The 21,049-nt window shown below is 42.6% G+C and carries 18 protein-coding genes; 16 read left to right on the forward strand and 2 right to left on the reverse strand.

Annotated features, from left to right (window positions below; all coding sequences use genetic code 11):
• Positions 1–42: 42 nt before the first annotated feature.
• Entirely contained in the window at positions 43–1,845 is a 1,803-nt protein-coding gene (locus G590_RS0110340) for an Rqc2 family fibronectin-binding protein (RefSeq protein WP_022765590.1), read from the reverse strand.
• Positions 1,846–1,966: 121 nt separating this feature from the next.
• On the opposite strand from G590_RS0110340, the gene trpS reads away from it, so the two are divergent.
• On the forward strand, positions 1,967–2,968 hold the full coding sequence (gene trpS / locus G590_RS0110345) for a tryptophan--tRNA ligase (protein ID WP_022765591.1): 1,002 nt from the start codon (positions 1,967–1,969) through the stop codon (positions 2,966–2,968).
• A 105-nt stretch (positions 2,969–3,073) separates the two neighbouring features.
• Here trpS and G590_RS0110350 read toward each other — a convergent pair whose 3' ends face one another.
• A complete protein-coding gene (locus G590_RS0110350) occupies positions 3,074–4,573 on the reverse strand; it encodes a tagaturonate reductase (RefSeq protein WP_022765592.1) in 1,500 nt (499 codons plus the stop codon).
• A 226-nt stretch (positions 4,574–4,799) separates the two neighbouring features.
• Between G590_RS0110350 and G590_RS0110355 the strand changes: the two genes are divergently transcribed.
• The 15 genes from G590_RS0110355 (at position 4,800) to G590_RS0110425 (ending at position 21,048) form a co-directional block, all read left to right on the forward strand.
• Complete coding sequence (locus tag G590_RS0110355) at positions 4,800–5,687, forward strand: YicC/YloC family endoribonuclease (RefSeq protein WP_022765593.1); 888 nt, start codon at positions 4,800–4,802, stop codon at positions 5,685–5,687.
• 13 nt (positions 5,688–5,700) lie between these two features.
• Positions 5,701–6,324 (forward strand): guanylate kinase, encoded by a 624-nt coding sequence (gene gmk / locus G590_RS0110360; RefSeq protein WP_022765594.1) that lies wholly within the window; start codon positions 5,701–5,703, stop codon positions 6,322–6,324.
• Between the two features lie 45 nt (positions 6,325–6,369).
• Positions 6,370–6,669 carry a DNA-directed RNA polymerase subunit omega gene (rpoZ, locus tag G590_RS0110365; protein ID WP_022765595.1) on the forward strand — a complete coding sequence of 100 codons (300 nt, stop codon included), beginning with the start codon at positions 6,370–6,372 and terminating at the stop codon, positions 6,667–6,669.
• Between the two features lies 1 nt (position 6,670).
• Entirely contained in the window at positions 6,671–8,038 is a 1,368-nt protein-coding gene (gene rimO / locus G590_RS0110370) for a 30S ribosomal protein S12 methylthiotransferase RimO (RefSeq protein ID WP_022765596.1), read from the forward strand.
• Positions 8,022–8,564: a CDP-diacylglycerol--glycerol-3-phosphate 3-phosphatidyltransferase gene (gene pgsA / locus G590_RS0110375; protein ID WP_022765597.1), complete on the forward strand. Its 543-nt coding sequence runs from the start codon at positions 8,022–8,024 to the stop codon at positions 8,562–8,564. Before rimO ends, pgsA begins: the two co-directional genes overlap by 17 nt.
• Positions 8,565–8,582: 18 nt before the next feature.
• Positions 8,583–10,523 (forward strand): DEAD/DEAH box helicase, encoded by a 1,941-nt coding sequence (locus G590_RS19130; protein ID WP_022765598.1) that lies wholly within the window; start codon positions 8,583–8,585, stop codon positions 10,521–10,523.
• On the forward strand, positions 10,520–11,722 hold the full coding sequence (locus G590_RS21915; protein ID WP_022765599.1) for an ion transporter: 1,203 nt from the start codon (positions 10,520–10,522) through the stop codon (positions 11,720–11,722). Before G590_RS19130 ends, G590_RS21915 begins: the two co-directional genes overlap by 4 nt.
• Positions 11,723–11,770: 48 nt before the next feature.
• Entirely contained in the window at positions 11,771–12,649 is an 879-nt protein-coding gene (locus G590_RS0110390) for an HAD-IIA family hydrolase (RefSeq protein WP_330361674.1), read from the forward strand.
• 23 nt (positions 12,650–12,672) lie between these two features.
• Positions 12,673–13,554 (forward strand): hypothetical protein, encoded by an 882-nt coding sequence (locus tag G590_RS0110395; RefSeq protein WP_155828749.1) that lies wholly within the window; start codon positions 12,673–12,675, stop codon positions 13,552–13,554.
• A gap of 66 nt (positions 13,555–13,620) precedes the next feature.
• The gene (ruvA, locus tag G590_RS0110400) at positions 13,621–14,247 is read left to right on the forward strand and encodes a Holliday junction branch migration protein RuvA (RefSeq protein WP_022765602.1); all 627 of its coding nucleotides are present in this window, start codon (positions 13,621–13,623) and stop codon (positions 14,245–14,247) included.
• Positions 14,248–14,421: 174 nt separating this feature from the next.
• Entirely contained in the window at positions 14,422–15,453 is a 1,032-nt protein-coding gene (gene ruvB, locus G590_RS0110405) for a Holliday junction branch migration DNA helicase RuvB (RefSeq protein ID WP_022765603.1), read from the forward strand.
• 67 nt (positions 15,454–15,520) lie between these two features.
• Complete coding sequence (locus G590_RS0110410; protein WP_022765604.1) at positions 15,521–15,928, forward strand: cell division protein ZapA; 408 nt, start codon at positions 15,521–15,523, stop codon at positions 15,926–15,928.
• A gap of 40 nt (positions 15,929–15,968) precedes the next feature.
• Complete coding sequence (locus G590_RS0110415; protein WP_022765605.1) at positions 15,969–18,245, forward strand: U32 family peptidase; 2,277 nt, start codon at positions 15,969–15,971, stop codon at positions 18,243–18,245.
• A gap of 6 nt (positions 18,246–18,251) precedes the next feature.
• Positions 18,252–19,628: an FtsW/RodA/SpoVE family cell cycle protein gene (locus G590_RS0110420; RefSeq protein ID WP_022765606.1), complete on the forward strand. Its 1,377-nt coding sequence runs from the start codon at positions 18,252–18,254 to the stop codon at positions 19,626–19,628.
• A complete protein-coding gene (locus G590_RS0110425; RefSeq protein ID WP_022765607.1) occupies positions 19,606–21,048 on the forward strand; it encodes a peptidoglycan D,D-transpeptidase FtsI family protein in 1,443 nt (480 codons plus the stop codon). The genes G590_RS0110420 and G590_RS0110425 overlap by 23 nt, the downstream gene beginning before the upstream one ends.
• Position 21,049 lies beyond the last annotated feature (1 nt).

Below are 21,049 nucleotides of genomic sequence, written 5' to 3' on the forward strand. Positions count from 1 at the left end.
AGTAAAGACGTCTGAGTGTGAAAGCACTCAGGCGTCTTTGCGTTAATCACTGATAAGTTTTAAAGAAGATATATCCGGTGCAATAGCCATGGAATAGTTGGTATAATAGACAACAAACCCCGGCTTTGCGCCGTTTGGCTTTTTGACATCTTTTCTTTGGAGATAGTCTATTTCAACCTTCTCCTGATTCTTGCCTTTTGAATAGAAACCTGCAAGGGCAGCTGCTTCTTCGAAGGCTCTGTCCGGAACTTCTTTTCCTCCGGTTAAAAGAACTACATGGGAGCCGGGGATTTTCTTGGCATGGAACCACCAGTCTCCACCGTTAGCTGTTTTAAAGGTTAGTTCATCGTTCTGTATATTGTTCTTGCCGACATAAATATCAAAGCCATCACTTGATAAATAGTGGAATGGTGCGCTCTTAACTTTGTCGCCTCGGCCTTTTTTACCTGATACATGTGACTTAATATATCCGCTCTCGGCAAGCTCCTGTCTGATCTGCGAAAGGTCTGACTCTTTCTGGGCTATATCCAGAGAAGTAGCAATTGATTCAAGTTGCTCTATAGCTTCAGATACTTCCTTCATCTGCTCTTCAAGAGCTTCCTGAGTTCTCTTAAGCTTGGTATATTTATCAAAATATTTCTTGGCATTCTGATTCGGAGTAAGAGTCGGATCAAGAGGAATCGTTATATCTTTTCCTGTGTTGTAGTCGTTGACGGTGATTGACTTATCACCTTCCTTGGCACTGTAGCCGTAAGTGTTGAGGAGTTCTCCGTAAACTCTGTATTTGTCTTTCTTTTCAGAATCAGTCATCTGTTTGGACTGAAGATCATACTTGCGGACATTGCGCTCCAGTGCAGTCTGTACAATCTTTCTGAGATCAACGGATTTCTGACGGATTCTGGTGAAAGTGTTCTTTTCGGCGTAATACTGTTCAATCAGTTCTGAAATAGAACTGCATTCTTTTATATGCCAGTTACTCTCGGAATCTGAGAGCTCTTTACCAAAACCATAAAGAGTAAGCGGAATGGAAGAGTACTCTTTTGGGGCGTCACCATCATAATAAATTGCGGGACTGTAAGTACCTGACTTGATGCACTCAACGATGTCTCCAAAATGTCTGTAAATTGAAGAAGACTCTTTGGTATCAAGAGCAATTGCTGATTTGTCTGCGTCGATTCCGGCTCTGAAGCAGATCTCCTGAGCTATGATAGGAGATATTCCGGTATAGCTGGAGTAGATTGCCTTAAATATTGGCATTCCTTTGCTGAGAACCAGTGAAGAGAACTCATCAGCTGTGGTTTCGAGAGGATTGGCCTTATCCTGAGAGGGAATAAAGTAAGTCCTTCCGGGAAGAACCTCTCTTACTGAACTCACAGATGCAGGAATATGCTTGATTGAGTCGATTATAAGGTCATTTTCATCGGTAAAGATTATGTTGCTGTATTTGCCCATAATCTCAATAATGAGGGTTTTATGGCGCAAATCGCCCATTTCATCAAGATGCTCAACTTCAAAGCGGATTACTCTTTCAAGTCCTCCGGGTTGTGTAACGGAGATGATCCTGCCGTTCTGGATGTGCTTTCTAAGGAGCATACAGAAGTTGGGAGCAGTCATGGGTGATGCCTTGTTCTCATCTGTCAGATAAACCAGCGGAAGAGTAGCGTCAGCAGAGAGAACAAGCCTTGTCTGCTTGATACCGAATTGGTCTGCGGCTTCAAAAGAGAGCTTGACTGTGATAAAAAGCTCATCGCTCTCAGTCTGTGCAATCTTATATATACGCCCTCCGACTAGAAGGTCGGAGAAGTCTTTTGTCAGGTTTGCAATTGTAATTCCGTCAAATGCCATTTTAAATATTTCCTTTTCAAATAATAAATGCATGACTATTATACAGTAAAATAGCATATTTGGTTGAGATTTTTTGAAATTGCTGATATAGTATTTTAGTATACATTTTGGAGGATTAGCTATGGAAAACGAAAAGAAGATAATGCTCTCCGGCATACAGCCAAGCGGAGATTTACATTTGGGTAACTACCTTGGAGCCATTAAGAACTGGGCTGACAGGGTTAATGATTTTGAGTGCTACTATTTCATGGCAGATATGCACACCATTACAGTAAGACAGGATCCCAAGGAACTCAGAAGACGTTCTCTTGAGATGCTTGCTCTTTATATTGCATGCGGACTTGATCCTGAGAAGAATACTCTTTTCCTTCAGTCACATGTTCCGGCTCATGCGCAGCTCGGATGGGTTCTCGACTGCTATACAATGTTTGGTGAGCTCTCACGTATGACTCAGTTCAAGGACAAATCTGAGAAGCACAAGGATAACATCAACGCAGGACTTTTCACATATCCATCGCTTATGGCTGCTGATATCCTTCTGTACCAGCCTCACTATGTACCTGTAGGAGAGGATCAGAAGCAGCACGTTGAGCTTACAAGAAATATTGCAGAGCGTTTCAACAACATCTACGGCGATGTGTTCAGAATCCCTGAACCATACATTGCCAAGACGGGTGCTCGTATTTATGGACTTACAACTCCCGGATCCAAGATGAGTAAGTCAGAGCCGAACGGATGCGTATTCCTCATGGATGAGCCTGATGTTGTTATGAAGAAGTTTAAGAGAGCAGTAACAGACTCTGATACAGAGAACTGCGTACGCTATGACAAAGAGAATAAGCCCGGTGTTGCTAACCTTATGAATATCTACTCAACCATCACTGGCAAGACCTTTGAGGAGATTGAAAAAGAGTTCGAAGGACAGGGCTACGGTGCATTCAAGCCTGCAGTAGGAGAGGCTGTTCTTGAGACACTTAATCCGATTCGTGAAGAGGCTAAGAGGCTTATTGCTGATAAGGCATATCTTGAAAGCGTATATAAAGAGGGCGCTGAGAGAGCATCTTATATTGCAAACAAGACACTTCGTAAGGTTTATAAGAAAATCGGATTCTATCAGCTTTAATAATATCTTTACATTAAATACAAGACGCCACTTTCAAATTTGAAAGTGGCGTCTTTTTAAAGGGTTAGGAGTTGAAATGAAAAACAGAATTGCTGTTTATATGGATTAAAGGCAGCTCTGATATGCAGCCTTAGCACCCTCTGTGTGGATCTTCTTGAGATCTGCAACAACAGTATCTGTAAGACCTTCAATTTTGTTAAGGTCCTGATCCCACATCTTTTCATTGCCAAGGACAGCCTTGACAAGGTCTTCCTCGGAATCATTTCTATGGTCATAGAAGAACTCAAGAGCCCATCTGTCATCGTTAACAGTGTAGGTATTACCTGCTGGTCTCTTGCATACAAGTCCTGCATCTGTGAGTTCCTGAACATCGTTTGAATAGAATGCAATGTATGCTGCCAGTGACATTGTAAGACAAACAGGGAGTTTGCCGTTCTTGTCAATATACTGAAGGAATGAAGGCATGTTTCTTGCCTTCCACTTACTTGTTGAGTTAAGTGAGATTGACATGAGTTCGTGGTTTACAAAAGGATTGTTGAATCTGTCCTTAACAGCAGCAGCGAACTGATTGAGGTCATTCTCATCAAGGTGATCTACAAGAGTAGGAATAACCTCTTCATTAAGCATCTTGTTCATGAAGCCTGCAACAGCGTCATCCTGCATGCAGTCACGTACGATGTCAAAACCTGCAAGATATGCACCGAGTACAAAACCTGTGTGTGCGCCGTTGAGAATACGAACCTTGCGGTGTTTATAAGGCATTACATCGGGAACTACGTGGACATTTACACCTGCCTTCTTAAACGGAAGTCTGTCCTCAAGGCCTTCAGGTCCTTCGATGATCCAGACTCCGAAGATTTCACCTACATCAATGAGTTCATCATGATATCCGTTCTCAGCTTCAAGCTTCTCTACTTCCTTGGGATCACGGATCCTTCCGGGAACAATTCTGTCTACAAGAGTAGAGCAGAAGATATTTTCATTATTTACCCAGTTTTTAAACTCATCTTCAAGTTTCCACTGGTCAATGTACTGATTGACGCACTTTAAAAGCTCTTTGCCGTTATTGTCAATAAGCTCGCAGGAGAGAACAACGATTCCCTTCTTGCCTGCCTTAAATCTTCTGTAAAGTACCTGTGTGAGCTTGCCGGGGAAGCTTGCAGCCGGCAGATCTTCAAAATTACATGAAGGATCATAGGCAATACCTGCCTCTGTAGTATTTGACGCGATAATATCAAGGTCATCGCTTTCTGCGATCTCCATAATTCTGTCATAATCGCTCTTATCGTAAGGATTGAGACAGCAGTCACAGGCTGAAATAACTCTTTTTGCATCAACCTTCTGACCGTTTTCGCTTCCTCTTAAGTAGAGTGTATAAAGACCTTCCTGCTTATTTACAAGCTCTGTAAGTCCCTGAGAAATAGGCTGGATGAGAGCAACCTTACCGTTAAATCCGGCCTTTTCATTACTGATATCAAAGAAATAATCAACGAATGCACGCATAAAATTGCCTTCACCGAACTGAAGAACTCTGATAGGTGCATTCTCTAATACGTACCCCTTGTACCCCGAAGCCTTTAGTACATCATAGTTTAATAACTCCATAATCGCCTCCTGAAATGTAACCGCTTACAAATATAAACGTGTAATATATTTTCTAAATATTGTTATAACAAATTATGTAAGCGTTTACAATAGCAAAATTTTAATTATTTTCAAAAAAGAGTATTTAAGCGCGGTTACGGATTTCGTTGACATTGACCTTAAATTTGCGTTATATTATAATAACTTGTGTAAATTTATAACCCAAATATAAGGGGGAATCTAACCTATGGTCTGCAGTATGACTGGTTTTGGCAGAAGTGAGGTCACAGAAGGTCAGCGCAAGTATATAGTTGAGCTTAAGTCTGTTAATAATCGTTACCTTGATATCAACATTAAGATGCCCAAGAAGTTCAATGCTTTTGAATCAGCTATAAGAGCTGAACTCAAGAACTTCATGAAGCGTGGCAAGGTCGATGTCTTTATAAGTTATGAGGATTTTTCAGAATCAGAATCCAGAGTCAAATACAATAAAGCTATCGCTGAAGAGTACTTTAATTATTTAAAAGAGATGGCGGATGATTTCGGACTTGATAATGATGTGCGTATTTCAGTACTCTCAAGATTTCCGGAAGTATTTACTATGGAAGAAGAGGAACTTGACGAAGAGGAAGTCTGGAGCGGAATCAAGAAAGCACTTGATGAGGCCGGCAAGCAGTTTTTGGAGTCAAGGACAAGAGAGGGCGAGTTCCTTTCCAAGGATTTAAACACCAAGCTTGACGGTATGTTCGAAAATGTAGAATATATCACCGAGAGATCACCTGAGATCATTACTGAGTACAAGGCTAAACTCAGAGAGAAGATAGCCGATCTTTTAGAGGACAAGCAGGTTGATGAGAACAGACTGGCGATGGAAGTTACCATCTATGCTGACAAGGTTTGTGTGGATGAGGAACTGACAAGGCTTCGCAGCCACATCCTCGCTACCAAGGAAGCTCTGATGACAGGCGATGACAAGGACGGAATAGGAAGAAAGCTTGATTTCCTTGCCCAGGAGATGAACAGAGAAGCCAACACAATCCTTTCCAAGTCTACCGATCTCAAGATTTCAGACAGAGGAATTGCGCTTAAGACTGATATTGAGAAGGTCAGAGAACAAATACAAAACATCGAGTAAGTGAAGGTTATACATGAATAGAAAAGGCATAATTATTGTTGTTTCCGGATTTTCAGGTGCAGGTAAGGGAACGCTGATGAAGGAGCTCACTAAGAAATATGACAACTACGCTCTTTCAGTATCAGCCACAACGAGAGACCCAAGACCCGGAGAAGTCAACGGAAGAGAGTATTTCTTTGTCAGCAACGAGGAATTTGAGAAGCTCATTGAGGAAAATGGCCTCATAGAGCATGCAGGTTACGTAGATCACTACTACGGAACCCCCAGAAAGTTTGTAGAAGATAAGCTTTCTCAGGGAATAGATGTTATACTGGAAATAGAGATTCAGGGCGCTCTTCAGATAAAAGAGCAGTATCCTGACGCAGTACTTTTATTTGTTATGCCGCCTTCAGCCGCTGAACTTGAAAAGAGACTCAGAGGACGCGGTACGGAGACCGAAGAGGTTATCCTTCAGAGACTGAAGAGAGCCAAGGAAGAGTCCGTAGGAATAGAGAAGTACGATTACCTTGTTATCAATGATGACCTTGAGAAGTGTACCGAGAGGCTTCATAATATAATAGAAGCAGCTCACGGAACACCTCAGAGAAATCTTGATTTTATAGAAACTATCAGAACTGAGCTTAATGGGTTTACTTAAACCTTTAGCTTGTATATGCGGATGAATCCGCAGGAAAGGAATAAAATGATACACCCTTCTTATGTAGATCTTATGAACGTAGTAAACAAGGAAGTTGAAGAGGGCGAGCAGCCTGTAATCAATTCCAGATATTCAGTAGTTATGGCTACTGCAAAGAGAGCAAGACAGATCATCGCCGGCGACGAGCCAATGGTCAAGGTTAAGGACAAGCAGAAGCCTCTTTCAATCGCAGTTGATGAGATGAACCAGGCACAGCTTCGTATTCTTACAGATGAGGAGAAAGCAGCTCTTCTTTCTGAGAATGAGGAGACAGCCGTAGCTGAGGAGCCTACAGAGAACGAATAATATGAAAATACTTTTTGTTTCGCTGGGATGCGACAAAAACAGAGTTGATACCGAGGTTATGCTTGGAATGCTCCAAACCCGAGGGTTCAGCTTTACAGATGATGAAGATGAAGCAAAAGCAGCAGTTGTAAACACCTGCTGCTTTATAAATGATGCCAAACAGGAGAGCATTGATACAATTCTTGAGCTTGCCGAGAGAAGGAAAGATGGCAGACTTGAGGCTCTTATTGTCACAGGATGTCTTGGCCAGAGATACAAGGACGAGATACAGAAGGAGATACCTGAAGTTGATGCTATTCTTGGCGTTACATCCATGGACAAGATTGTTGATGCCATAGAAGCTACCCTTAAGAGGAATAAGCTCTTTTCCCACAAGAATTACTTTGAGGATATTGATAAACCTGCAAAGGGCGGCTATAAGAGAGTTATCACAACCGGCGGACTGTTCGATTATCTCAAGATTGCAGAAGGATGCGATAAACACTGCACTTACTGCATCATCCCTAAGGTAAGAGGAAGATATCGAAGTATCCCGATGGATGACCTTCTTATTGAGGCCAAAGAGCTTGCAGAGGGCGGAGTAACCGAGCTATTGGTTGTCGCTCAGGAGACCACGATCTATGGTACAGACCTGTACGGAAGAAAGATGCTTCCGGAGCTTTTAAGAAAGCTTTGTAAGATAGAGGGCTTTAAGTGGATAAGAGTATTATACTGTTATCCTGAGGAGATAGATGATGAGCTTATCAAGGTGATGAAAGAAGAGCCTAAGATATGCCATTATCTTGATATCCCGATCCAGTCGGGATCTGATCGGATCTTAAAGCTCATGGGCAGAAGGACTAACAGTGCTGAGATAAGAGCGCTTGTTAAACACCTTCGCGAAGAGATTCCGGATATCTGCATCAGGACAACGCTGATAAGCGGATTCCCGGGAGAGACGGCTGAGGATCACAAGCAGACCGAGAGCCTTGTAAGTGATCTTAAGTTCGACAGATTAGGGGTATTTACTTATTCTCAGGAAGAGGACACACCGGCTGCAACAATGCCGGATCAGGTTACTGAGAGAGTAAAGAACACACGCAGGAACAAGCTTATGCGGTTACAGCAGAAGATCGCATTTGAAGCTGCGGAGGATATGGTAGGAAAAACTGTTACAGCAGTTGTGGAAGGCAGGATCACAGATGCTGATGATGACGATGGCCTTTCATATGTAGCAAGAACTTACAAGGATGCACCGGATATCGATGGATATCTTTTTATTACAGGAGTGCAGAGGGAGCTGATGACGGGGGATTATGTAGATGTCCTTATTACCGGCTCGAACGAATATGATTTGATAGGAGAGCTGAAAGATGAATTTACCAAATAAGTTAACTGTAGCAAGAGTAATTCTTATTCCGTTTTTTGTGTTTTTCCTTTTGAATGATTCAATGAACCCATACTTTAAATGGGTTGCACTTGCGCTTTTTATTATCGCAAGTTTAACTGACCTTCTCGACGGCAAGATTGCCAGAAAGTACAACCTTGTAACAGATTTTGGAAAATTCATGGATCCTTTGGCCGATAAGCTTTTGGTTTGCAGTGCAATGATCGGTCTTATCGAGCTTGGAAGGATTGAGGCATGGATCGTAATCGTGATCATCGCCAGAGAATTCATTATCAGTGGATTCAGACTTATTGCAGCAGATAATGGAAGGGTTATCGCAGCAAGCTATTGGGGGAAATTTAAGACAACATTCCAGATGTTTATGGTAATCCTTATGATTGCCAATCTGGCAATTTCACCATTGCCGCTTATAACACAGATCATCAAGTGGATAGCACTTGTCCTTACTATCGTTTCACTTGTGGACTACCTTATCAAGAATAAGGATGTAATGAGCGGTCCGTTCTAACGATATTTAGGAGTATTAATGAGTAGTAAAGAAGTAAAAGAAGAAGTTAAGATCAGATACGACGAATCAGGTCTTGACGAGAGAATTATCAGAGCAGTCACGGATATGGGATTTGAGTACATGTCACCTATTCAGGCTGCTGCAATCCCTGTGATGATGGAGGGAGTAGACATCATCGGCCAGGCCCAGACCGGAACGGGCAAGACAGCTGCATTTGGAATACCGCTTCTTCAGAAGGTGGATCCTGACAACAAGCATCTTCAGGCTGTTGTTTTATGCCCTACAAGAGAGCTTGCTATGCAGGCAGCTGACGATATCAGAGATTTTGCCAAGTATATGTCGGGAGTCAAAGTGCTTCCTGTATACGGCGGACAGGATATTTCAAGACAGATAAAGGCACTTTCTGCAGGTGTTCAGATTGTTGTGGGAACACCGGGACGTGTCATGGACCATATGAGAAGGCATACCATGAAGATGAAAGATGTCAGAGTACTCGTACTTGATGAGGCAGACGAGATGCTCGACATGGGCTTTAGAGAGGATATCGAGACTATCCTTCAGGGAATGCCGGCGGAGCGTCAGACAGCTCTTTTCTCAGCAACAATGCCAAAGCCTATCCTCGAGATCACCAAGAAATATCAGAAAGAGGATGCAAAGTTCATCAAGATGACTCCCAAGGAGATCACTGTGGCAGCCATCGAACAGGCATATTACAGAGTTCCTCAGAAGATGAAGGAAGAGGTGCTCACAAGGCTTATGGATTACTATAATCCCGCAAGAAGCCTTATTTTCTGCAATACCAAGAGGATGGTTGATCAGCTTTCAGAGAGCCTCAAGGGTAAGGGATATTTGTGCGACGGACTTCACGGAGACCTTTCACAGAACCAGCGCGACACCGTAATGAATCTCTTCAGAAGCGGAAGGATCAACATTCTTATCGCTACCGATGTGGCAGCAAGAGGAATTGATGTAAGCGGAGTTGAGGCTGTATTCAACTTCGATATACCTGAAGATATTGAGTATTACGTTCACAGAATCGGACGTACCGGAAGAGCCGGCAAGAGCGGAAAGAGCTTTACTCTTGTAGGCGGCAGAGAGATGTACAAGCTTCGAGAGATTGAGAAGATCTGCCACACCACAATCGAGGAGAGAAAAGTTCCCGGTGCCAAGGAGATAACAAGAGTTAAATCCCAGAAGGTATTTGCTGAGGTCATCGATATTATCGAGAATGGCGATATAACTCAGGTTCTTGAGTATGTTAACAGCAAGGTTGAAGAGGGCGAGTACACTGCAGAGCAGCTGGCGGCCGGATTCATGAAACTCAAGATGGGCGCTGATATTCAGGATTTAGTCCTCTTTGAAAAGAAAGAATCAAAGCGTGACAGATACAGAAGAACCGGAGAGAGACTGACAAGGCGCGAATCGGACGGCAAGAGGCGCGGAAGATCAGATGATGACAGAAAGTCCTCCCGTGGCAGACGCTCTGACAAGAAAGACAGATTTGAAAAGACCGAGAAGAGGTTTGACAAGAAGTCCGATAAGAAGATTGTTGCCGGAAAATCCGTAAGAAAGTCCGAGAGAAGACCGGATAAGAGAGCCGAAAAGCCTGTTGAAAACAAGCTCGATATCGGCGATCTTAATGAGCTCAAGGACATCTACAGAAAGAAAGAGAGCAAGTCTCCGGACAAGACTCGCAAGACTTCTTCTGACAGACCTGCAAGAAAGCGTTCATCTGATGCTTTTGAAAATGTGGGACGCATAAACATCAAGGGTGAAGGTTCAACCAAGGCATGGTATGTGGGCCAGGACGAAGATACAATGAATATATCAAAGTCCAAAAAGAAATCTGTAAAGGCTCAGAATAAAAAGCGCAGTCTTGATTACCTTCAGGATATGAGCGACCTTGTAATGGAGAGCTTCGGAAAGAGGAAAAACAGAGAGAACGGGGAGAAGAAATGACAAATACTGGGGGTCGTAAGCGTAACCGACTTAGAGCTAAAGTCTTTAATATGGTCAGTACCGGTGTTGTTGATCAGCCAATCAACAAACTATACGACATCCTGAGTATTGTTGCCCTGATACTCAATCTTTTTGCGGCTTTCGCAATAACATTTGATTATATGGAGGAGCACTATAAAGGGCTCCTCCTTGCTATTGAAGCTGTAACCACATTTTTCTTTGCTGTGGATTATGTGCTTCGTCTTTTTACAGCAAAAGAGCTGTATCCAAAACTTTCAGAAAAAGATTCAATAATAAAATACATCTTTTCATTTGCCGGTATGGTAGATCTGTTATCATTCCTGCCATATTATATGCCGGTATTCTTCCCTGCGGGAACTACAGTGTTCAGGCTCTTCAGAGTGGCCAGGATATTAAGGCTCTTTAGAATCAATTCATACTATGATCAGCTGAATGTTATCACAGAGGTTTTGTCTTCAAAAAAGCAACAGCTTACAGCATCAGTTTTTATCATATTGATACTAATGATGGCTTCAAGTCTTTGCATGTATAGTGTTGAGCATGAAGCTCAGCCTGATGTATTCCAGAATGCTTTTTCGGGAATATGGTGGTCGGTATCTACACTTTTAACTGTTGGATATGGCGATATATACCCTGTGACTATTGCAGGTAAGATTTTGGGAATTCTGATAAGCTTCCTGGGAGTTGGTATGGTTGCCATACCTACAGGTATCATAAGCGCCGGATTCGTTGAGCAATATCAGAAGCTTAAGACGGCAGGACAGTTTGCTGAGGAAGAGAATATCCACTTTATCAGGGTTGACCTGAGTAAAGATGATTCCTGGAATGACAAGAAGATTTCTGAGATAGGTATTCCGAGGGATATGATAATAGTTTCTATTCAGAGAGGAACTGACACCATAATCCCGAGGGGAGATGTAGTTCTCAGGGAAGGCGATATTGTTGCTCTCTGTGCTGAAAAGGCAAAAGACTTACAGCCTATTGAACTTAGAGAGATCACTATAAATGAGGGCCATTCCTGGAATGGAGTTGCTATAAAAGACCTGGATATTTCAAGGCAGAGTCATATCTTCCTTATCAGAAGGAATGGACAGGCTATCATACCACGTGGCAGTGTTGTCATAAATGCAGGAGATGTCGTTCTTTTATACGATAAATATAAGAGAGTGATTATCTAAAAACGACAATTATGTCACAAATATATGATAATAAGTTGAGGTGATATTGTGAGTGGGTGTAATTTGGGAAGCTTACAGGATATAGAATTAAAAAAGAAAGTACTGAGCGAAACGGAGCTTTTTGTACTTGACATGGATGGCACTTTTTATCTTGGAGACGAGATACTTGATGGAGCACTTGATTTCCTTGATGCTGTAAAAAGAGCCGGTAAGAGATATATCTTTTTTACAAATAACTCGTCTGTATCTTCTGAGAACTATATTGAGAAGTTAAAAAGGATGAACTGTCACATTTCTAAGGATATGATCATGACAAGCGGAGATGTGATGATAAGATTTTTAAAGTCTAAGTACCCTGACAAGAGTGTTTATCTTCTTGGAACTCCTGAGCTTGAAAAGAGCTTCAGAGAGGCAGGGATAAATCTCTTTGAATCAGAGAGAGATGAAAAGGCTGCCATGAGCCATGCTATCTGCGAGAGCATACCGGACATCGTGGTTGTTGCCTTTGATAAGACTTTAAACTATGAAAAGCTGTCAAACGCCTGTGTTTATATTATGAAGGGGGCCAAGTTCCTGGCAACGCACCTTGATATTAACTGCCCGGTGAAAGAAGGCTTTATTCCTGACTGCGGAGCTATGTGCGCTGCAATTGAGCTCTCAACCAAGGTAAGTCCCAAGTTTGTCGGAAAGCCCTTTAAAGAGACTGTTGATATGGTTGTTGATGCGACAGGAGTGGATGCTTCAAAGATTTCTTTTGTCGGAGACCGCATATATACTGATGTTGCCACAGGAGTTAACAACGGAGCCATGGGAGTTTTGGTACTGACGGGAGAGTGCAAACTAAGTGAGGTTCCGGATTCAGACGTACAGCCTGACGTGATTTTTGACTCCATTAAGGAAATGGGAGAGCTCCTCGGCGAAATCTGATATTTGTGGGGAGTGTAATGAAAATGAAAAGAAATGTTTTAAGAACGGCTTGGGGACTTGTTTTAGCTATAATTTGTTTTGTGTCATTTTCGGTGGAGGCTTCGGCAGATATAGGTGCGAAGCCTTCAATTGAGATTATACTTAAAAATGCACCTGATGATTACTATATTGCTCTTCTTGAGAACTATGATCTTGAGATAGATGAAAGCGCCACTGAGATAAGAAACTTTGATCCTCAGAAGGAAACCATAGAGGAATACCTTGAATCCTTCAATTATGAAGGCTGGTACTATTTTATGATCATGGGGCATCATCATAATTATGAAACGGCCAATGACAAGCATATCCATATTTTTTCTTATTCAGTGCCAAGAAATCCCAGGATACTTGTAGTATCTACAGATGGCAGTGTGACTGTAAGTGATGTATTTGATACCAGGGAATTTAATGCAACAATCACTTATGATTACAAGACAAAAAGCATAACTGAGCATTATGTATGGAAGCGTGCAAAGAGAGTCTTAACGATAATAATAATGTTTATACTTACTCTTTTCTTCGAGTGGCTTGCCCTCAAGATGTTAAGCCTTCCTGAGAATAAGAGAAATCTCCTTTCAATCTTAATTGTTAATGCACTTACCAATATTCCTTTTAATATTTTTATGGTATATTTCCTGGGAAGAGCCGGCTGGCCAGGTCTTTTCGTTGGAGCATTCTTCGAAATAATCATAATGATCGTTGAGGCGATTGTTTACAGTTTTGCTCTGGTTACCAAAAATGGAAAGCCTGAACCAATATGCTTCTTATATGGTATTGTGGCCAATATTTTCAGCGTATTTATGGGTATTGTCGTATATATTATTTATTTTATGCTGCTAGACTTTATTCATTATAGATTCGGATGATATGGACTTATGCAAACAAATGTTCTATAATGATTTCAGACGAAAAAGTTTGTGGGGGATATTCCTGTGATTGCTTATGTTAACGGCATTTTAGAGAGTATTGAAGAGGGACTTGCCATAGTCGATGTTGGCGGAGTCGGGATGAATGTATTTATCTCAGGCTCAACAATGGACAGAATGCCCGGAATCGGCGAGGCTGTCAAGCTCTATACATATACATCGGTAAAAGAGGATTCTTTTACTTTGTACGGATTTCTATCAAGGGATGAGCTTTCATTATTTAAGATGCTTATCTCTGTCAACGGAATAGGTCCCAAGGGAGGCCTTTCCATTCTGTCGGTCATGACACCGGATGATCTCAGATTTGCAATTATGGCGGGAGATGCAGGAACTATCTCCAAGGCTCCGGGAGTCGGTAAGAAGACTGCCGAGAGGATAACGCTTGAGCTTCGTGACAAGATCAAGGCAACGGAAGATGATATGCTTCGAAGTTCATCTGCCGTTACGCTTGATGATCTTACAGGTGAGGCTTCATCAGCAAGAGATGAGGCAGTTGCTGCACTTGTGGCTCTTGGCTACAACTCATCCGATGCTATGAAGGCTGTCAGGAAGGTTCTTGCTGAGAATGACTCTGCTTCCGGTGATACTGAGATGCTGCTTAAACTCGCGCTTAAGGAGATGTTAGCAATATAGGGATGAAAGTTCAAATGATGATGTGCTGGCACAAATCATCATTTGAATTTGCAGACCGAACGGAAATGAGGAAAGAAGATACGCGAGGAACGAGCGGATCGATTTCTGAATTTCCGTAGGATTGTGAGAGCAACGCGGAACAATCCTATATCGCTATCAGATGAGGAATTATTTATGGAAAAAAGAAAGATTGTAACTACTGCCAGAGGGATGGATGCGGAATTTAGTCCTGAGGATGTCAAGATTGAAGGCTCCCTTCGTCCCAAGACATTAGATAACTACATAGGTCAGAAGAAGATCAAGGAGAGCCTTAAGATTTACATCGAGGCTGCCAAGGGAAGAGGCGAGAGCCTTGACCATCTGCTTTTTTACGGACCTCCCGGACTTGGTAAGACTACACTTGCCGGTATTATTGCTAATGAAATGGGCGTTGGAATTAAGATCACATCCGGCCCTGCCATTGAGAAACCCGGAGATATGGCTGCTATCCTCAATAATCTTAAGGAAGGCGATGTTCTCTTTGTAGATGAGATCCACAGACTTAACAGACAGGTAGAGGAAGTTCTTTATCCTGCAATGGAGGATTTCTGCATAGATATCATGATTGGTAAGGGACCTACAGCCAGGTCCATAAGGCTCGATCTTCCTCACTTTACCCTTATTGGTGCTACCACCAGGGCCGGAATGCTCTCGGCGCCTTTAAGGGACAGGTTTGGAATGATCCACCGTATGGAGTATTACGATATTGATGAGCTCTGCAGTATTATCCTTCAGTCCGCAAGGGTCCTTGATGTTGAAGTGGATAATGCAGGAGCAATCGAGATGGCAAGAAGGAGCCGTGGAACTCCGCGTCTTGCCAACAGAGTGCTGAAGCGTGTAAGAGACTTTGCGCAGGTAAGGTTTGACGGCAGGATAACAGAGGATGTTGCCATAACAGCCCTTGACCTTATGGACGTCGATAAGATGGGACTTGATCACACCGACAGAAACCTTCTGCTTACCATGATAAACAAGTTTTCAGGAGGCCCTGTGGGACTTGATACACTTGCAGCTGCAATAGGAGAAGATTCCGGAACAATTGAGGATGTATATGAACCGTATCTGATCAAGAACGGGTTCCTTAACAGGACTCCCAGAGGACGTGTAGTTACAGAAGCTGCATATCATCATTTAGGGCTTGAAATGCCGAGTGATGCTGAATTATAATTGAAATGATATTATGATTGTTTAGTTATTATGAAATCAAATTACTCAGAGACATGAGGGAGAGACTATGGCATCCAAGACAGATACCGAAGTTTTGATCGGGGGCAAGGTTTTTACATTAAGCGGTTATGAAAGTGAGGAGTACCTTCAGAAGGTTGCTTCTTACATCAACAATAAGATTGCTGAATACAACAAGATCGAAGGCTTTAAGAGACAGCCCATCGATACTCAGAATGTTCTGTTACAGCTCAATATCGCCGACGACTACTTCAAGTCCAAGAAGCAGATAGAGCTTATGGAAGAGCAGCTCTCTGAGAAAGAGAAAGAACTCTATGACCTCAAGCATGAGCTTATTGCTACACAGATCAAGCTTGAGAACACTGAGAAGAATAGTAAGAACCTTCAGACCAAGTTAGATGATTCCTCCAAGAAGATCATTCAGCTTGAAACTCAGGTGAAGGGAAGCAAGAAGTAAGGATTTTAAGGCTGTCTCATGACGGCCTTTTTTTAAGCATATGAAGAGAGTAGAACTTCTTTCACCGGCAGGTGGATACGAAACAATGGTGGGAGCATTCAATGCGGGTGCTGATGCCGTTTATCTGGGCGGATCCAAATTCGGCGCAAGAGCCTATGCTGACAATTTTGATAGGGATCAGGTTCTTGATGCTATTTCCTATGCCCATCTCCATGATAAAAAAATATATATGACTGTTAACACACTGGTCAAAGAAAACGAATATGGCCAGCTTTATGATTTTATGCTGCCTTATGCCGAAAGGGGACTGGATGGAGTTATTGTTCAGGACCTGGGTGTAATGCGACTTATAAGGCAGGAATTTCCGGGAATAGAGCTCCATGCCAGCACTCAGCAGACAGTAACAGGCATCTATGGTGCCAAGCTTCTTAAGGAAAGAGGCTGCACCAGAGTTGTTCCGGCCAGAGAACTCAGTCTTTCCGAGATGAAGGCAATAAGAGAAAAAGCTGACATAGAAGTTGAAGCCTTTATTCACGGTGCTATGTGTTACTGCTATTCAGGAGTCTGCCTTTTTAGCAGTGTTGTCGGAGGCAGGAGCGGTAACAGAGGAAGATGTGCTCAGCCTTGCAGGCTTCCGTATAAAGCGGCAGGCAAGGGAGGAGAGCAATATCCGCTGAGTCTTAAGGATATGAGCACGATTGCTATTATTCCGGAGCTTATCGAGGCTGGAATAGACTCTTTTAAGATCGAAGGCAGAATGAAGAAGCCGGAGTACTCTGCAGGAGTTACGGCACTTTACAGGAAGTATATTGATAAATATTATGCTGATCCAAGAGGAGATTACAGCGTATCCAAAGAGGATATGGAGATTTTAAGGAACCTTTATCAGAGGACAGGCATCAGTGACGGATATTATCACAGACACAATGATAAGGCCATGGTCACTATTTCATCGCCTGCTTACAATGCCACTTCTGAGGATATCCTTGCCGAGGTTCATGATAAATATCTTACTTCTTCGCTTAAGCTTAAGTGCGACATCTACTGTGAACTTAAAGTGGGGGAGAAGGCAAGAATAGCCATGTCACTTCCCTTTGGAGATGAAGTGATCTATGAGGAATGCTTTGGCAACGAGGTTCAGTCTGCATCAAAGAGACCTTTGGATGAAGACAGCGTGAGGAAACAGCTCCTTAAGCTTGGCGGAACAGATTTTGAGTGTGAAAATCTTGAGATCACAATTGACGATAATGGAAGCGGGACCGGAATATTTATCGCTGTCAGTGAGCTCAATGAACTCAGGAGAAGCCTTATTCAGAAGGTATCCGAGAAGCTCTCGTTACTTACCTGTAATGCTGATAAAACTATTTCCTATGAGCATGTAAGCCACTATACGGACCTTGATTCATACAAAAATACTCAGACCACAAGGGGACCGGTCCACATTCTGTGTACCACTGCTGAACAGTTTGCGATTGTGAAGGAGAGGGCCGAGAACAATAAGGATATCGGCAGAATATATTTAGACAGTAATGTCTTTTTATCTTCCGATGCTGAAACGCTGGTTAGCAATTCCCTTGAACTTGAGCTAATTGTGGCGCTTCCCTTTGTGACAAGACAGGAGGACTTCGACGGCTGTCTTGAAATACAGAGAGTATTGGACAAAATTCATGAATCACACTTTGACGGAGTTCTTGTGAGAAACCTTGAACAGCTTGGATATCTCAGAGATAAGGGCTATAAGGGAAGAGTTATTGCGGATTACAGCGTATATACCTGGAACAAAGAAGCTGCTGCTGAGCTTATCGATACAGGTGATCCTCAGGGCGGATTTAAGGTCAGTGAGATTACAACGCCTTATGAGCTGAACTTTAGTGAAGCAAGAGATATGGTCAAAGAGCTTAAGAAGTATGCAGAGATTCCGGTATCTTACAATTTATACGGCCACATACCAATGATGGTGAGTGCCGGCTGTATCAAGAAGACAACAGGAAATTGCAGCGGTAGGGTTCATGAACTTCATTCTGAGAACACGACTATTATTGACAGACTTGGAAATACTCTGCCTGTAAGCTGCAATTGCAGGCATTGTTACAACGTGATCTGGAATGTTCATCCGACATCACTTCATGGCAGATTGCATAAGATCATGGACGATGGCTTGTTTGATCATTACAGGATCGATTTTACTATAGAAAGTGCAAAGAGATGCGCAGAGGTACTGGACTATTACACGGATATTATGGCCGGTGCCGATGTCAGTGATATCTTTGCAAATGGTAGTTTTACCACAGGACATTTTAAACGCGGAGCAGAATAAACTTAAATGGAATTATACGTAACAGAAATATCGAAATATGTTATAGATATTTTTATGCTTGTTTACGTCATTGAAGCCTTTCTGGTTTACAGATACAAGACGGAAAAGAAGAGAAAAGGTCTATACATCAGACAGATAATCTGTATGTTTGCCATGCAGATTTCATGTTTTATCCAGATAATAGCCAGAACAGGCAAGCCGGTCTATCTGTTTTTCTTTGCATTTCAGATCATAATTTTTGCCTCGGTACTGATGCTTTTTTATGTCATTTATCCCGAAGGTAACAGACTTCTTATCAACAACACCTGTCTGCTGCTTATGATCGGAATGATCATTTTGACAAGGCTGTCTTACGACAAGGCGGTCAAGCAGTTCTTTATTGTCACTGCATCCTTTATAATCGGATTCTTTATCCCGGAGGTGATCCTGAGATTTGATTATCTCAAAAAGCTTACCTGGATTTATGCGGGAGCTGGAATAGTAGCTATAGGAGCAGTACTTCTCTATGGTGCTGTGACCAATGGTTCCAAGATTTCTTTTACCCTTGCAGGTATAACATTTCAGCCTTCGGAAGCGGTTAAGGTGTTGTTTCTGTTCTTTATGGCAGGAGCACTTTTAGAAGCTGAGAGTCTTTGGCAGCTTCTGCTTGCTTCAATTGTTGCTGCAGGACATGTGATCATACTTGTGCTTTCAAAGGATCTTGGAAGTGCACTGATATTCTTTGTTGTTTATCTTGCGCTCATTTACATTTCAACTGAGAACATAGGCTATCTTGCCATAGGACTTGGATTTGGTGCAGTAGCAAGCATGGTGGCATACAAGCTCTTTTCCCATATAAGACTGAGAGTCCATGCATGGCTTGATCCCTTCGGAGATATTGAGACTTCCGGATATCAGCTCTCACAGTCTTTGTTTGGAATAAGCTCAGGCGGATGGTTCGGCCTTGGACTCTATGGAGGGTCGCCGAGATCAATACCTTATGTTGAACAGGACTTCATTTTCTCTGCAATTGCTGAGGAAATGGGGGTAATCTATGCTATTTTAATGGCGCTTGTATGTGTAAGCACATTTTGCATGCTGATGTATGAAGGTTACTTTATCAGGGACAAATACTATCGCATGATCATCTGTGGAATAGGTGTTGCGTACATATTTCAGACATTTCTTACTATCGGCGGAGGTGCCAAGTTTATTCCTCTGACCGGTGTTACACTTCCTCTTGTCAGTTATGGCGGAACCTCGGTGCTTGTTACCATTGTTATGATAATGATAGCTGAAGGCGTCTGTATGATCAGAACCGATGAGAGATATGAAGCTATGGAGCGAAGAAAGCGTAAATTGCAGCAGGAAAGAAGACTAAATGGAAGCAGAACAGAAGATTAAGAAAAAAAGAATACGCTCATATCCCATATTGGTCATTACTGCATTCTATGCTCTGATTTTCTGCGTTATGCTGGGATATATAGGCTATTACTCATATTCGAACAGACAGGTGCTGATGAATAACAGCTATAACACAAGACAGCAGATACTCCTTGACCAGAACCTTAGAGGTCAGATCGTATCAAGAAACGGAGATGTACTTGCATACTCCGAGGTCGATGCAAACGGCAAAGATGCAAGAGTATATCCGTATGGCAAAGAGTTTGCTCATGTTGTAGGATACTCAACCAACGGAAAGGCAGGAATAGAGGCGCTGGCTAACTATTACCTGATAAATACCAGCATTGATCTGGCTGATAAGGTGGCTCTTGATACACAGGGAAGTAAATATCCCGGTGATACCTGCATCACTACGCTTGATGTCAACCTGCAGGAAGTTGCTTATAACGCCCTTTCTGCCAGAAAAGGAGCCGTAGTCGTATCGAATCCCAAGACGGGAGAAATTCTGGCAATGGTGTCCAAACCTGACTTTGATCCCAATACGATAAAGAATGATTGGGAGAGCCTTCTGGCTGACAAATCGACTGATGCCAAGCTTCTTAACAGAGCGACTCAGGGAATGTACCCACCGGGATCTACATTCAAGATCATTACCACACTGGCATATCTGAAGGAACATCCTCAGGATTATACAAACTATAAGTTTAGCTGCAATGGAAGATTTTCTACGGATGGAGAGAGCATTTCATGCTTCCACGGTGAGACTCACGGCAGTGTCGATCTTACGAAATCTTTTGCGGAATCATGTAATTCATCTTTTGCAAATATCGGCGTACATCTGGACAGAAAGGTCTTTTCAGAGACAATTAACCAGCTCTTGTTTAACCAGGAACTTCCGATGGAGGTTCTCTATGCTAAGAGCAAAGCATCTATAGATGCTAATACCAGCGTGGGTGATGTAATGCAGCTGTCCATCGGACAAGGGGCAACTTCAGTTTCGCCTATGCATATGAATATGATAACCTGTGCGATTGCCAACGAGGGAGTTCTGATGAAGCCCTATATGGTGGATAGTATTAAAAGTGTAGATGGCAAGACTGTTAAGGAATATGAGCCGTCTGCTTATAAGAGACTTATGACAGCGGTTCAGGCTGATACGTTAAAAGGTATGATGAAAGAGGTTGTTGAAACCGGAACAGCAAGCAAATTAAAAGGCCTTTCCTACACGGCGGCAGGAAAGACCGGTTCTGCTGAATTTACCAATACTACAACCGATTCTCATGCGTGGTTTACAGGATTTGCACCGGCTGACGATCCGGAGATCTGCGTTACCATCATAGTTGAAAACGCAGGTAGCGGAGGAAGCTTCGCAGTGCCGATTGCAAAGAGAATCTTTGATGCGTATTTCGGTGTTGAGTGAC

The organism is Butyrivibrio sp. XPD2006 (assembly GCF_000420865.1).
In the GTDB taxonomy this organism is placed as follows: domain Bacteria; phylum Bacillota; class Clostridia; order Lachnospirales; family Lachnospiraceae; genus Butyrivibrio.

What these genes read in the sequence shown, in the direction of transcription:
- G590_RS0110415 (WP_022765605.1), top strand. Translation starts at nt 15,969, where the DNA reads ATGAAGAGAGTAGAACTTCTTTCACCGGCAGGTGGATACGAAACAATG.
- rimO (WP_022765596.1), top strand. Translation starts at nt 6,671, where the DNA reads ATGAAAATACTTTTTGTTTCGCTGGGATGCGACAAAAACAGAGTTGAT.
- G590_RS0110410 (WP_022765604.1), top strand. Translation starts at nt 15,521, where the DNA reads ATGGCATCCAAGACAGATACCGAAGTTTTGATCGGGGGCAAGGTTTTT.
- trpS (WP_022765591.1), top strand. Translation starts at nt 1,967, where the DNA reads ATGGAAAACGAAAAGAAGATAATGCTCTCCGGCATACAGCCAAGCGGA.
- G590_RS0110395 (WP_155828749.1), top strand. Translation starts at nt 12,673, where the DNA reads ATGAAAAGAAATGTTTTAAGAACGGCTTGGGGACTTGTTTTAGCTATA.
- G590_RS0110340 (WP_022765590.1), bottom strand. Translation starts at nt 1,845, where the DNA reads ATGGCATTTGACGGAATTACAATTGCAAACCTGACAAAAGACTTCTCC.
- G590_RS19130 (WP_022765598.1), top strand. Translation starts at nt 8,583, where the DNA reads ATGAGTAGTAAAGAAGTAAAAGAAGAAGTTAAGATCAGATACGACGAA.
- G590_RS0110425 (WP_022765607.1), top strand. Translation starts at nt 19,606, where the DNA reads ATGGAAGCAGAACAGAAGATTAAGAAAAAAAGAATACGCTCATATCCC.
- G590_RS0110355 (WP_022765593.1), top strand. Translation starts at nt 4,800, where the DNA reads ATGGTCTGCAGTATGACTGGTTTTGGCAGAAGTGAGGTCACAGAAGGT.
- G590_RS0110350 (WP_022765592.1), bottom strand. Translation starts at nt 4,573, where the DNA reads ATGGAGTTATTAAACTATGATGTACTAAAGGCTTCGGGGTACAAGGGG.
- G590_RS21915 (WP_022765599.1), top strand. Translation starts at nt 10,520, where the DNA reads ATGACAAATACTGGGGGTCGTAAGCGTAACCGACTTAGAGCTAAAGTC.
- G590_RS0110420 (WP_022765606.1), top strand. Translation starts at nt 18,252, where the DNA reads ATGGAATTATACGTAACAGAAATATCGAAATATGTTATAGATATTTTT.
- gmk (WP_022765594.1), top strand. Translation starts at nt 5,701, where the DNA reads ATGAATAGAAAAGGCATAATTATTGTTGTTTCCGGATTTTCAGGTGCA.
- rpoZ (WP_022765595.1), top strand. Translation starts at nt 6,370, where the DNA reads ATGATACACCCTTCTTATGTAGATCTTATGAACGTAGTAAACAAGGAA.
- ruvB (WP_022765603.1), top strand. Translation starts at nt 14,422, where the DNA reads ATGGAAAAAAGAAAGATTGTAACTACTGCCAGAGGGATGGATGCGGAA.
- pgsA (WP_022765597.1), top strand. Translation starts at nt 8,022, where the DNA reads ATGAATTTACCAAATAAGTTAACTGTAGCAAGAGTAATTCTTATTCCG.